Source organism: Streptomyces sp. enrichment culture (assembly GCF_964273255.1).
In the GTDB taxonomy this organism is placed as follows: domain Bacteria; phylum Actinomycetota; class Actinomycetes; order Streptomycetales; family Streptomycetaceae; genus Streptomyces.
Genome location: NZ_OZ186835.1, coordinates 904,556 through 918,371, shown reverse-complemented (window position 1 = coordinate 918,371; position 13,816 = coordinate 904,556). Strand labels below are relative to the sequence as shown.

Below are 13,816 nucleotides of genomic sequence, written 5' to 3'. Positions count from 1 at the left end.
CCGACGGGCTTCCGCTCCATCCCGGTGGAGTCTCGAAGGACATGCCCCCACCCGCACGAGTGCTTCGTGCTGCCTGGGGGAAGTCCTTGCTGTTCCGCGCGTCCGCGAAAACGGTCGCCGTCATGGCGTTCGACGGTTCGCTGTTCCTGCATCTCACCGACCAGTTCGTCCATATGCACGGCTACCGGCCCGGCACCTCCGAGGTGCGCTCCTGGGAGCGCAGCATTCCCGTCCTCGCCGCCGCGCTGAACGACGCGGGCCTGGGCGACGTGGAGATGATGCTCGAGTACGCGCTGCCGCTGAACAGCAAGCGCGCCGACGTCGTGCTCGCCGGCGTGCACCCCGCCACCGGGGAGCCGTCGTACGTCGTGGTGGAGCTGAAGCAGTGGAGCGAGATCGTGCCTCACGAGGACGATCCCGCGCTGTGCCATGTCGGGCCCTACTCCCACCCCGTTCTCAACCCGATCGAGCAGGTCCGCCGCTACTGCGACTACCTGGTCAACTTCAACGGCGCGGTGGCCGGGCACGGTCACCGGATCAGCGGTGTGGCGTTCCTGCACAACGCCACGGAGTTCGACGTGGCCGCCCTGCGGGAGATCGAGCGCGACGGTCACGGACTGCTGTTCACGGGGCAGCGTCGTGGCGAGTTCCTCGACCATCTCCGTTCGAAGCTGAGCGACGGTCGATCTGGTGTCCGAGCCGCAGACGAACTGCTCTCCGGTGCCACGGTGCCGTCGAGGCAGCTCATGTCCGTGGCCGCAGAAGAGGTGCGGGAGCGCGAGCAATTCGTGCTCCTCGACGAACAGCAGGTCGCCTACCGCATGGTGCTCAACGCGGTGGAGAAGGCCAAGCGCGCCGATCACAAGGAGATCGTCGTCGTCACCGGCGGCCCCGGCACCGGCAAGAGCGTCATCGCCCTGCAATTGCTCGGCGAGCTGTACCGGCGGGGGGTGCCGGCCTTGCACGCCACCGGCTCCCAGTCCTTCACCAGGACGATGCGGAAGGTCGCCGGCTCCCGCAAACGTGAGGTGCAGGACCTGTTCAAGTACTTCAACAGCTTCATGACCGCCGAGAAGAACAGCCTGGACGTGCTGATCTGCGACGAGGCGCACCGCATCCGGGAAACCTCGGCCAATCGCTACACGCGTGCCGCCCTGCGGACCGGGCGTGCCCAGATCGACGAGCTCGTCGATGTCGCACGGGTGCCCGTTTTCCTCCTCGACGAGCACCAGGTGGTACGGCCGGGGGAGATGGGGACTGTGGCGGACATCGAGGCGGCGGCGGCGAAGCGCGGCATCCCCTGCCACGTCGTCCCGCTGGACAGCCAGTTCCGCTGCGGAGGCAGCGACTCCTACCTGCGCTGGGTCGTCCGGCTGCTCGGCCTGGAGGCCGGAGGGCCCGTCGTCTGGGAACCCGACGGCCGCATGCAACTGCTGGTCGCCGAGAGTCCGCAGGAGATGGAGGCGTTCCTCGAAGCCCGCCGCACCCAGGGCTACGGCGCCCGCATGTCCGCCGGCTACTGCTGGCGTTGGTCCCCGGAGCCCAAGCCCGGCCACCCGCTGCCGTTGGACGTCGTCATCGGAGACTGGGCCCGCCCCTGGAACCTGCGCGGTGACCGCTCCGTCTCCGGCGCGCCCCCGGCCGCCCTGTGGGCCACCGACCCGGCCGGCTTCGGCCAGGTCGGCTGCGTCTACACCGCCCAGGGGTTCGAGTACGACTGGTCAGGCGTCATCATCGGTCCCGACCTGCTCTGGCGCGGTGACCGTTGGATCACGGACCGGACCGCCTCCAAAGACCCGGTGTTCAAGAAGTCGACGCCGGACGACGACGTGGACCGCTTGATCCGCAACACCTACAAGGTGCTGCTGACGCGGGGCATGGTCGGCACGATCGTCTACTCGACCGACCCAGAGACGAGGCAGAAGCTGCGGGAGCTGGCGGGCTACCGACGGGAGCAGCACGCGTCCACCGTGTGACGGAGAGCAACTCCACGCCACGAAGCATGCGATCCGGCCATGCTGGCTACGCTTCACGTCGGCCACGGCCGGGGCATTGTCCGTATGGCGGCCGGTCTCCCTAAGATCCTGAGTACCGATCGCGGCCCGACGGGCTTCCCCACCAGGACACGCCCCCACCCGCACGAATCACTCGTGCTCTGGGGGATCCACCTCGTGTCCATGCTCCTGCTGCGGCTCGCGGCGCAGGACCTGCTGACCCTGAACAGACGGCGCCGTATGGTGCCCCATCTGGCCGCCCGGTGGCGGCACTTCCGAGGCGCCGACGCCTCACTGTCGGAACGTTCGGCCTGGGCCGAGAGCCTCGTGCACCTCGCGGGCGACCTGGTCGACGCCGGACGCGGAAACGTGGAGATGATCGTCGAGTGCGCCGCCACCGTGGATGAGGCCGACCGCCCGGGTGACCCCCGGCTCATCGATGTCGTCCTCGTCGGCCACCATCCCGAGGAGAGGCGGCTGTCCGTCCAGCTGGTGGAGTTGAAGCGCTGGTCCACGGTGACCAGGGTGGAGCGGGCCACGGCCGAGATGGTGCACGTACCGGGGATGGGCGGCAAGAAGCACCCCGCCCTGCAGTTGCGCGAGTACTACGAGGCGTTCACCGGCGGCAGGGGACCGCTGCACGGGCTGGACTTCGAGTGCGGTGGGTTCGCCTACCTGCACAATGCCACCGACGACTCCGTCCGGCCCCTGGTCGACGTGGATGCTCCGACCGGCGCCTACGCCCGCGTCTACACGAACGACCGGCGCGAGCAACTGATCTCCGACCTCCGCAGGCACTTTTCCGACGAGGGCGGCGCGTCTGCGGCCGAGTTGTTGCTGAAGAACATGGGCTTACACAACACGCCCCTGCTCGACGCCATGATCCGCTCCCGGGGAGAAGACACCGTCTTCACCTTGCGAGGCAAGCAGAAGGAGGTCGCCGACCAGATCCTCGACACCGCGGCCAAGGTACTGCCGGATCCCCAGCGCCCCGCCCTCGTGCCGGACGAACGGCGCGTCGTCTTCCTGGTCACCGGCGGCGCGGGGACGGGGAAGAGCGCCATCGGCCTCCAGATCAAGGCGGAGCTGGAGGCGAGCGGTCACACGGTCAAGTACGCCAGCGGCAGCAGAGCCTTCAACGGTGCGATCCAGGAGCACGTCGGCTACGGGGACCGGGAGTTCAAGGAAAGCTTCACCTATTTCAGCAGCTTCGTCACCCCGCCGGACCCGCCTCTGGACGTGCTCATCTGCGACGAGGCGCACCGCCTGAGGGAGCGTTCCACCAACCGCTTCTGGAAGCCCGAGGACCAGGGCACGAAGCCCCAGGTGGACGAACTCCTCGACGCGTCCCGCCTGACCGTGTTCTTCCTCGACGAGGGCCAGTGCGTGCGACCGAACGAGGTCGGTACCGTCGAACTGATCGAGGACGCGGCACGACGGTACGACGCCACGCTCGCCCGGTACGCACTGCGCGAACAGTTCCGCTGCGGTGGCAGTGACGCCTACATCCGCTGGGTGCGCGCCGTGCTCGGGGTGACGGACGAGGAACCGGACCAGTGGACGCCGGACGGGCTGATGCACGTGGAGGTCGCCGACAGCCCGGACGAACTCGAACGGATCATCCGCACCGAAGCGCTGGCCGGGGCGTCCGCCCGCATGGTCGCGGGATACTGCTGGCCCTGGACGAAACCGATCGGCAAGGAGCGGCGCCTGGAGCCCGACGTGCGGATCGGTGACTGGCACAGACCGTGGAACGCGGACAGTGACGCGTACTGCGAGAACGAAGCGCCGCCGTCCAAGATCTGGTCCGTGCACGAGAAAGGGCTGGATCAGATCGGTTGCGTGTACACGGCTCAGGGGCTCGAGTGGGACTGGTGCGGCGTGATCCTGGGGGAGGACATGGTCCGCCGGGACGACCGGTGGGTGTTCCGCAGGGGTAAGGAGCGGAAGGACCCGGACACCGGTGTCAAGCGGGTCGCCGTTCCCGGTTCGTTCGACCCCAAGGTGAGAGCCGGCAGTGTCGGCGACGACGAGTTCGCCCGGCTGGTCCGTCACGCCTACCACGTGCTGATGACCCGGGCGAGCCGCGCGACGGTGCTCTACTCCACGGACGAGGAGACCCGGAGCTACCTGAAGAAGATGGTCGGCGAGGTCCGGGTGGACGGGCTGCGGCCCACCTGGGAGAACCTTCCGGTGGAAGCCCGCGTGCCGCACCTTCCCCGGCCGCGCCGCGGCCGCCGCCCCCGCAGGAGGCGCCAGGACACGGGCCCGCAAACGCCCGACCTGCGTCTGTTCTGACGCGAACTCCTGCACGAGGTGTGGTGTGGCGGGCTCTCCGGGCCCGCCACAGGCCTGCTCAGAAGAACAGGCGCACTGCCGCCGCCAGGCCCGTCACCACGAGCTGGGTGACGACGCCCGCGGCGACGTCGACCAGGATCTCGCGAAGCCGGTGACGACGTGCAGGCTCGTACTCGACGGGATTCATCGGATGACCACTCCTTGGCGTGAGCTGGGAATGGCAGGGATCGCCCTACCGGGCATCCGCATTCACGCCGCGTGCGCAGCACGCAGCGGAAACCACTCGCCAGTCACCCCGGGAATCGGTATCCGAACCCGCAGACGTACCCTCCGGGAAGGTGCGCAGCGGAAGTCACCGTAGTGCACGACGGTTGGGTCCTCGGGGTTTTCGGCCACGAGCACGATCACGACCGCAAGTGACTGCGGATTTCGCACGGTTGTGTGAAGAGCGGTACTCGATGGTGACCATGCGGGCTTTATGTCCTATAGTCCCGTCCTTCACCGCCTCTTTTCATGTCGCAGGCAACCACTAGGATCTGCCGCGAGGACCTGGCCATGGGGAACGGCGGTCCTTGGAGGACACGAGGAGCGGGGAACAGGCATGCGGGAAGGCCGGTGGGTCACGGTCACCGAGTCCGAGTTCGAGCATGAACGCCGCGGCCTGGAGGCGATCCGCCAGAAGCTGCCGGACTCCGATCCCTGGCGGGCCTGGTCGAACTTCACCTTCACAGCGAACACCGGCCACGTCCGCGAGGTCGACCTGCTGGTCGTCGCCCCCGGCGGCCTGTGCATGATCGAGCTGAAGGACTGGCACGGTTCGGTCACCTCCGAGAACGGCACCTGGGTCCAGACCACCCCCGGCGGCCACCGCCGCACCCACGGCAACCCGCTGCACCTGGTCAACCGCAAGGCCAAGGAGCTGGCCGGCCTGCTCGCCCAGACCGGCGCCAAGCGGGTCTGGGTCGCCGAGGCGGTCTGCTTCACCGACAACAGCCTCCGCGTCCGGCTGCCCGCCCACGACCAGAACGGCGTCCACACCGTCGACGAGCTGGTCGACATGCTCAGGCAGCCCCCGCGCGACGAGCGCCGCCGCGTCACCGCGATCGGCTCCCGCGAGATCGCGGCGGCCCTGAAGAGCATCGGCATCCGCAAGAGCGACGCCCAGTACAAGGTCGGCCCCTACGAGCTGGAGCGGAAGTCCTTCGACTCCGGAGAGACCTGGGCGGACTACCTGGCCCGCCACAGCGACCTGCCCGAAGCCGCACGCGTGCGGATCTACCTCAGCGAGCGCGGCTCCGACGCCTCCCTGCGCCAGTCCGTCGAGAACGCCGCCCGGCGCGAGGCCGCGGTGCTGGGCCGGTTCAAGCACCCGGGTGTCGTCCAGCTCAAGCAGTACTTCCCCTCCGGGCACGCCGCCGGCCCCGCGCTGATCTTCGACTACCACCCGGACACCCTGAAGCTGGACGAGTACCTGGTCCGGTACGGCGAGAAGCTGGACATCCTCGGCCGGATGGCACTGGTGCGTCAGCTCGCCGAGACGATGCGCTCCGCGCACGCCAGCCGGATCCACCACCGCGCGCTCGCCGCCCGCTCCGTCCACGTCGTCCCCCGGCCGCGCGGCCGCAAGAGGCAGGCGGTCGGGGAGGAGGCCGCCTGGTTGACCCCGCAGCTGCAGATCTCCGACTGGCAGATCGCCACCCAGCGCAGCGGCGACTCCTCGCAGGGCCAAGGCATGACCCGGTTCGCGCCGACCGCCCTGTCCGCCCTGCACCTGTCCGACGACGCGGACGCCTACCTCGCGCCGGAACTCACCGCCCTCAGCCCCGACCCGGTCCACCTCGACGTGTACGGGCTGGGTGTCCTCACCTACCTGCTGGTCACCGGCAAGGCCCCGGCCGCCAGCCAGGCCGAGCTGCTGGCCCGCCTGGAGGCGGGCGAGGGCCTGCGCCCCAGCTCCCTGGTGGACGGCCTCTCCGAGGACGTGGACTTCCTGGTCCAGGCAGCCACCGCCTACCGCCCCGGCCAGCGCCTCTCCAGCATTGACGAGTTCCTGGAACTGCTGGAGGTAGTAGAGGACTCCCTCACCGCCCCCGCCGCGGCCCTCGACGGGCAGGCCGAGGAAGAGACCGGGGAGAGCGCCGACAAGGACCCGCTGGAGGCCGTCGCCGGCGACGTGCTCGCCGGCCGGTGGGAGGTCCGCCGCCGTCTCGGCACCGGTTCCACCAGCCGTGCCTTCCTCGTCCGCGACCTGGAGGCGGAGACCCGCAGGACGCGCCCGCTGGCCGTGCTGAAGGTCGCCCTCTCCGACAGCCGCGGCGAGATCCTCGTCCGCGAGGCCGAGGCCATGCGCCGCCTGCGCCCCCACTCCGGCATCATCCGCCTCGTCGAGCCCGAGCCGCTGCACATCGCCGGCCGCACCGTCCTGGCGCTGGAGTACGTCGGCGACGAACGCGACGACGACGCCCAGGGCGCCGAGGGCGCGGCCCGCCCGCGCCGCCGCGAGGAGACCGTCGCCCGCCAGCTCCGCGAGCACGGCCGCCTCCCGGTCGACCAGCTGGAGGCGTACGGCGACTACCTCTTCGGTGCCGTCGACTTCCTGGAGGGCGAGGGCGTCTGGCACCGCGACATCAAGCCGGACAACATCGCCGTCCGCGTCCGCCCCAACCGCACCCGCGAGCTGGTCCTCATCGACTTCTCGCTGGCCGGCTACCCGGCGAAGAACACCGACGCGGGCACCGACGGCTACCTCGACCCCTTCGTCGACGTCATCACACGCGGCTCCTACGACTCCCACGCCGAGCGGTACGCCGTCGCCGTCACCCTGCACCAGATGGCCTCCGGCGAGCTGCCCAAGTGGGGCGACGGCAGCGTCCTGCCCCGCATGACCGACCAGAAGGAGTGGCCGCACCCGACCATCGCGGCCGAGGCCTTCGACCCGGCCGTACGGGACGGGCTCGTCGCCTTCTTCCAGAAGGCCCTGCACCGCGACGCGGGCAAGCGGTTCCCCGAGCTCAAGCCGATGCGGGACGCCTGGCGCAAGGTTTTCCTCGACGCCTCGCAGACCGTCCCCTCCAGCCACCGCACCCGCCCCGCCACCCCCGCCGACGGGACCGCACCCGCCGAGGGCGCCGCCGCGGCGGCGATCGCGGACGCCGAGCCGGAGACCGCCGAGCAGCAGCGCGACCGCCTCGCCGCCGAGGCCGCCCTCGACACCCCGCTGACCGTCTCCGGCCTCACGCCCGCCGCCCAGTCCTTCCTCTACGGCCTGGGCCTCACGACGGTCGGCGAACTCCTCGACTACAGCCGCCGCAAGCTCGTCAACGCCCCCGGCCTCGGCGCCAAGACCCGCAACGAGGTCCAGCAGCGACAGCGGGAATGGGGCGAGCGGCTGCGCGAGGCCCCCGTCTCCCCGCTCACGCCCAAGGGCAGGGCGGAGGCGAAGGAGGAGCTGGAGCAGCTCACCGCCGCCGAGTCCGCCCTCGTCGGACAGCTCGCGACGGGCGAGTCGGCGGGCACGCTGTCCGCCCGCACCCTGCGCTCCGTCAGCCTCGACACCCTCGCCACCGTCCTCGTGCCGGCCGTCAACAACAACGGCTCCAACCGCAACAAGGCGGAGATGGTGCGGCTGCTGCTGCGCCTGCCCGACGAGCACGGCGTCCTGCCCGGCATCGGAGTCTGGCCCAGGCAGAAGGACGTCGCCGATGCGCTCGGCCTCAGTCACGGCCGCATCCCGCAAATGCTCAAGGAGGAGCGCAAGCGCTGGAAGGCGGAGCCCGCCGTCCAGGCGCTGCGGGACGAGATCATCGACCTGCTGGAAAGCATGGGGCGCGTCGCCTCCGCCGTGGAGATCGCCGACGCCCTCGCCGTCCGGCGCGGCACGCACCTCGCCGGGCGCGAGCAGCGGCGCGCGATGGCTCTGGCGGCGGTGCGGGCCGTCGTCGAGGTCGAGCAACTGGTGCCGCAGGAGGCCGAGTTCCAGCACCAGCCGAACCGCAAGGCGACCGACGAGTCGCTGGGCGCCGGCCTGCTCGCCCTCGACGTGCGCGAGAACGACGCCCCGGACACCCCGACCGCGCCCGGCCTGCTCGACTACGCGACCCGCCTCGGCAAGACGGCCGACCGGCTCGCCCGGCTGGACACCCTGCCGACGGCCGCGACCGTCCTGGCAGAGCTGGGCGCGCTGACGGTCCCGCCCGGCGCCGTCGACTGGGACGAGCGACGCATGGTGGAACTGGCCGCCGCCGCGTCCGTGAACGCCGCCGCCACTCCGCGCCTGGAGATCTACCCGCGCGACCTGTCGCTCGTCCGAGCGCTGCGGCTCACCCAGGCCGGACTCGTCCGCTGGATCCCGGGCGTTCCGGAAGGGCGGCAGCCCGGCCTGACAGGCGAGGACGTGCACGAGCGGGTCCGGGTCCGCTTCCCCGAGCTGGTCGTCCCGGACGGGCGCGGCGGCACGACCCACGAACTGCCGACCGGCGGCCCGCTCACCAAGGCGCTGCGCGATGCGGGCTTCGAGCTGTCGCTGAGCATGCGCGAGGACACGGGCACGCTGCGCTACCTGCCGACGCGGGTGGAGGACACCTCCAGCTACCTCACGACGGGCGCGTGGCGGCAGTCGACGCGCACGGGCACGGTGACGCGGTACGCGGACGACCCGCAGCTCGCGGGCGCGGTGCGCACGGAGGAACGGCTGCTCGCCTCGGCCCACCGGGACGGGTACCGGGTGCTGACCGTACGGCAGCAGCTCGTGCGGGACGCGGTACGGGAACTGAGCGCCGAGCGGCTGGGCGCACGGGCGGTGTCGGTGACCGAGCTGTTCCTGGAGGCCCTGCACGGGCAGGTCACGCCGGGCACCAAGCCGACCTGGGAGACCCTGCTCAAGGCGGACGCCGCCGAGCCGGGCTCGAAGGGCGCGGTGCGGTTCGCGGAGTACGCGCGCACGGCGTGGGGCTCGGTCGAGCCCCGGATCGCCGAGCTGCTGGGCAACGGTGGCGGTAGTGCAGGTCCGGTCCTGCTGACGGAGGCCGGGGTATTCGCCCGGTACGACGCGATGGGCGTCCTGGACCGGCTGGCGTCGGCGGCCCGGCGGGGCGGGCGGGGGCTGTGGCTCCTGGTCCCGCAGAACGACCCCTCGCGCGAGCCCCGGCTCGGGCAGGCGGCCGTGCCGTACCAGGCCGGCCTGGGGGAGTGGATCCAGCTTCCGGACACGTGGGTGGGCAACGCCCACCGCGGGTCCGGCGAGGTTGTGGCTAGTGGTGTCGAGGGAGACGCGAAGTGATCGACCGCAAGGTTCTGTTGGACGACCTGAAGCAGCAGGTCAAGGCGGTCGAGGCCGACCTGGGCAAGCAGGTGAAGGCGCTCGGTGAGGTCGGCGCGCGGCTGCGGGCCGAGTACGACCAGGCGCGCAAGCTGGGGCGTACGGCGGCGACGTGGAACTCGTGGCTGGACGAGCGGGTCACGCAGGTCGCGGTGGCGTGGGTGCTGGGGACTGTGTTCGTGCGGTTCTGTGAGGACAACCGGCTGATCCCGGAGCCGTACCTGACGGGGCCGGACGGAGACCGGCGGGAGCTGGCGGAGTCGCGGTACGACGCGTACGTGGAGTCGGACGAGGACCCGACGTACCGGGGGTGGCTGGAGAAGGCGTTCGACGAGCTGGGGCAGGGCCAGGCAGGTCGGCTTCTCTTCGACAAGCGGCACAACCCGCTGTATCAGGTTCCGCTGTCGCACGACGGTGCGCGGGAGTTGGTCGAGTTCTGGCGGCAGCGGGACGAGGCGGGCGTCCTCGTCCACGACTTTACCGACCCGCTGAACGAGGACGGCACGGAGGGCTGGGACACGCGATTTCTGGGAGATCTGTACCAGGACTTGAGCGAGGCCGCGCGGAAGACGTATGCGCTGCTCCAGACGCCCGAGTTCGTGGAGGAGTTCATCCTCGACCGGACGATGAACCCGGCGGTGCGGGAGTTCGGGTACGAGGGGCTGAAGATGATCGACCCTACGTGCGGGTCGGGGCACTTCGTGCTGGGGGCATTTCGGCGGTTGGTGCGGCTGTGGGCTGAGGGGCAGCCGGGGAAGGACGTGCATGAGCGGGTGCGGGCTGCGCTGGACTCGGTGCACGGTGTGGACATCAATCCGTTTGCGGTGGCTATTGCCCGATTCCGACTGCTGGTGGCGGCGATGGCAGCGAGTGGGGTGACATCCATGGCCGAGGCTGCTAAGTATGAGTGGCCTCTTCATTTGGCGGTGGGGGACTCGCTGATCAAGCATCGACACAAGCAGGAAAACCTCTTTAACGGGCTAGATAATGAAGGGGCGGACGAGCTCGCCGACTTCAAGTATGAGACCGAGGATGTGCACGAGCATCCGGATATTTTGAAGCCGGGGCGGTATCATGTAGTGGTCGGGAATCCACCGTATATTCAGGTCAAGGACAAGGGTCTGAACAGGCTCTATAAGGAGCTGTACGACGCTTGCGCACTCCAATATGCACTCTCCGTACCCTTTGCTCAGCGGTTCTTCGAACTGGCCAAGCAAGGCGACTCCGGCGGGTACGGGTATGGGCTGGTTGGGCAAATCACTGCTAACTCCTTCATGAAGCGAGAATTCGGCACCAAGCTCATTGAGACATACTTCGCATATGAGGTTGAACTGACCGAAGTCATCGACACTTCCGGGGCATACATCCCAGGGCATGGCACGCCGACAGTCATCCTGGTCGGCAAGAACCGTGGCGGCAGTAAGCGTTCCGAAAAAATTCGGACAGTGCGAACCGTCCAGGGTGAGCCGTCGACCCCGGAGCGAGGCGAAGATGGGTTGGTATGGCGAGCCATTGTGAAGCAGATTGACGAGCCTTGTTCCGCAAGTCCCTGGGTATCTGTGGATGATCTCGACAGGGATCAATATTTCGGCAAGCAGCCATGGATCTTGACTGACGGCGGCCGCGAGATGGTTGAGCAGATCAGGAACGCACAGGTGCAGCGGCTTGCAAGCGTCAGAAGCGTTATCGGGCGCTACACTCATACAGGCTTGGATGACAGCTATTTTGCTCCTATCGGAACGTGGAGACGTTCTGGCGTAGCAGCGGAAAGAATTGTTCCACTTGTCAGTGGGGATGCAGTCCGAGAGTGGAGTATCTCGACTGAAGTCGAGTCTCTTTTCCCTTACAATGAAGGTCTTGTCGCAGAACTCAGTTCAGATATTGCGCCTCTCCTTTGGCGACACCGTTCCCTGCTGCGTGAACGCAGGGAACCCGGCGGAACGCATGCAGAGATTGGGCTGACTTGGTATGAATGGAGTCGGTGGCATCCTGAGCGCTATTCGACCCCGCTTGGAATTTCATTCCCATTCGTGGCATCTCATAATCACTTTGCGATGAATCGTGGGAATAATGTCTTCAACCGTCATGCGCCCGTGATTAAGTTGCGTGGCGAGGCCGGTGAAGAAGAGTACTTGCAGTTGCTCGGGCTGCTGAACAGCTCCACTGCAGGATTCTGGTTGAGGATGGTGTGTCACGACAAGGGGAACCGAGGTGGAGAGCGCGGCACAGGCCGCTACGCTTGGGAAAGTTTCTACGAATATACAGGCACCAAGCTGGAAGATTTCCCGCTGCCTGCCGCTTCGCCCGCTACTCTTGCGCGTACTCTTGAGGCTCTCGCCCAGCGGCTCACGGCCATAAGCTCATCAGTTCTAGCCACTGGAGCTACCCCCTCCGGAACTGTCCTCCGCGAGACTGAAGCCAAGTGGAACTCCATTCGTGCTCAGATGATTGCCCTTCAAGAAGAACTGGATTGGCAGGTCTACTCCCTCTACAACCTCCACTCCGAAGATCTCCGCGTCTCCGAGGACCCCGACGACCCCAACATTCCCGAACTCGCCCTTGGCGAGCGTGCCTTCGAGATTGTCCTTGCCCGCCGCGTAGCCGCAGGCGAGGCCAGCGATGAGTGGTTCAAGCGGCACGGCTCCACGCCCATCACGGAGATCCCCGCTCACTGGCCTGCCCCTTACCGCGAAATCGTGCAGAAGCGGATCGATGCCATTGAGTCGAACCGTGCCATTGGCATGGTTGAGCGGCCCGAGTACAAGCGCCGTTGGGCGGCCGAGGGCTGGGACGCGCTGCAGGAGAAGGCCCTGCGTTCCTGGCTGCTCGACCGGATGGAGAACCGCGACCTCTGGTTCGATGAGAACGACCAGCCCACCATCCTCACCCTGGCCCGGCTTACCGACGTCCTCTCCCGCGACGAGAACTTCGTCTCAGTCGCCAAGCTCTACGCGCCGCGCAAGGAACTTGCGAAGGTCGTCGCCGAGCTGATCACTGACGAGCATGTGCCGTTCCTCTCTTCCCTGCGCTACAAGCCCTCCGGGCTGAAGAAGCGCGCGGACTGGGAAGAGGTGTGGGACCTGCAGCGCAAGGAGGACGCCGCGCCGGACGAGCCGGCCAAGCGGAAGATCCGGGACTCCATCCCCGTGCCGCCCAAGTACACCTCGGCCGACTTCCTCCGCCCCTCCTACTGGAAAGCGCGCGGCAAGCTGGATGTGCCCAAGGAGCGGTTCATCTCCTACGGGCAGACCAACGCCGCCACCCCCGAGCTGTACGGCTGGGCCGGCTGGGACCACAAGGAGCAGGCGCAGGCGCTGGCGACGTACTTCACCAACACCGCGCTGTCCACCGAGGAGATCACGCCGTTCCTCGCCGGCCTGCTGGAACTCCAGCCGTGGCTGTACCAGTGGCACAACGAGTTCGACATGTTCTACAGCGGCTCCCCGGCGGACTTTTTCGCCAGTTACCGCCAGCAGAAGCAGGCCGAGCACGGACTCACGGACGACGACCTCCGTGGCTGGCGTCCTCCGGCTGCGACCCGAGGTCGTCGCGCAGCAGTGAAGCAGTAGCCAGGAGTAGATCGACATCAGTCGGTTCAGGGGCCACCCGGTGCGTCAGCGGGTGGCCCTTTGTTCGTGTGTGCAGCTCTGCCCACACGGTCTTGCCTGGGGCGGCCTTGCGAGGGCTGACGCCCCAGTCGTCCGCGAGGGCGGCGACCAGAAGCAGGCCCCGGCCGGACTCGGACAGCGAGTCGGTCGCCGAAGGGCTGGCGGCCGGGGGCTGCTTCTCAGCGCGGGTGTCGGTCACCTCGATACGGAAGGTGCCCTCGGCCAGGGTGAGGTGGACGTGGAAGTCCCGGCCGGGGACGTGGCCGTGGCGGACGGCGTTGGCGGTGAGTTCCGCCGTGATGAGGGTGAGCGTCTCGTTGACCGTGGTCGCGTACGGGTGGCCCCAGTCGTTCAAGCGGTGCGAGACGAGTCTGCGAGCGAGGCGGGCACCGCGCGGCGTTGACGTGAAGCGCATGATGAACTCGCGTTCGGGCGCGGAGTGCTGCTGCATATGCCCATTCGGGGGAGTTGCTGACTTCATAGGGTCAACGGTGTCGGACTCTGCGTAGCGTTGACCAGGAGCGATGTGCTTACGGGTGCGGGCTGTACACGCCGTTGGTGCGCTTGTACGTGGTGTTGGGCGTGACCGGTTCCGGTCC

Annotated in this window: 6 protein-coding genes; 4 read left to right on the top strand and 2 right to left on the bottom strand. The window is 68.3% G+C overall.

The window, feature by feature from the left end; genetic code table 11:
• The first annotated feature begins 86 nt into the window (after window positions 1-86).
• On the top strand, window positions 87-1,976 hold the full coding sequence (locus tag ACSU53_RS03995; RefSeq protein ID WP_437024774.1) for a DNA/RNA helicase domain-containing protein: 1,890 nt from the start codon (window positions 87-89) through the stop codon (window positions 1,974-1,976).
• Between the two features lie 174 nt (window positions 1,977-2,150).
• A complete protein-coding gene (locus ACSU53_RS03990; RefSeq protein WP_437024773.1) occupies window positions 2,151-4,292 on the top strand; it encodes a DUF2075 domain-containing protein in 2,142 nt (713 codons plus the stop codon).
• Between the two features lie 58 nt (window positions 4,293-4,350).
• On the opposite strand, the gene ACSU53_RS03985 is transcribed toward ACSU53_RS03990, so the two are convergent.
• Window positions 4,351-4,479: a DUF6408 family protein gene (locus tag ACSU53_RS03985; RefSeq protein ID WP_437024772.1), complete on the bottom strand. Its 129-nt coding sequence runs from the start codon at window positions 4,477-4,479 to the stop codon at window positions 4,351-4,353.
• A 414-nt stretch (window positions 4,480-4,893) separates the two neighbouring features.
• On the opposite strand from ACSU53_RS03985, the gene pglW reads away from it, so the two are divergent.
• Window positions 4,894-9,570, top strand: coding sequence for a BREX system serine/threonine kinase PglW (gene pglW, locus ACSU53_RS03980; RefSeq protein WP_437024771.1), 4,677 nt, complete (start codon window positions 4,894-4,896; stop codon window positions 9,568-9,570).
• On the top strand, window positions 9,567-13,178 hold the full coding sequence (pglX, locus tag ACSU53_RS03975) for a BREX-2 system adenine-specific DNA-methyltransferase PglX (RefSeq protein ID WP_437024770.1): 3,612 nt from the start codon (window positions 9,567-9,569) through the stop codon (window positions 13,176-13,178). The genes pglW and pglX overlap by 4 nt, the downstream gene beginning before the upstream one ends.
• On the opposite strand, the gene ACSU53_RS03970 is transcribed toward pglX, so the two are convergent.
• A complete protein-coding gene (locus ACSU53_RS03970) occupies window positions 13,105-13,668 on the bottom strand; it encodes an ATP-binding protein (protein ID WP_437024769.1) in 564 nt (187 codons plus the stop codon). The two genes, pglX and ACSU53_RS03970, sit on opposite strands and share 74 nt — an antisense overlap.
• Window positions 13,669-13,816: the final 148 nt, after the last annotated feature.

Excerpts from the sequence above, each read along its gene's own strand:
- ACSU53_RS03970 (WP_437024769.1), bottom strand. The coding sequence starts at position 13,668 with ATGCAGCAGCACTCCGCGCCCGAACGCGAGTTCATCATGCGCTTCACG.
- pglW (WP_437024771.1), top strand. The coding sequence starts at position 4,894 with ATGCGGGAAGGCCGGTGGGTCACGGTCACCGAGTCCGAGTTCGAGCAT.
- ACSU53_RS03985 (WP_437024772.1), bottom strand. The coding sequence starts at position 4,479 with ATGAATCCCGTCGAGTACGAGCCTGCACGTCGTCACCGGCTTCGCGAG.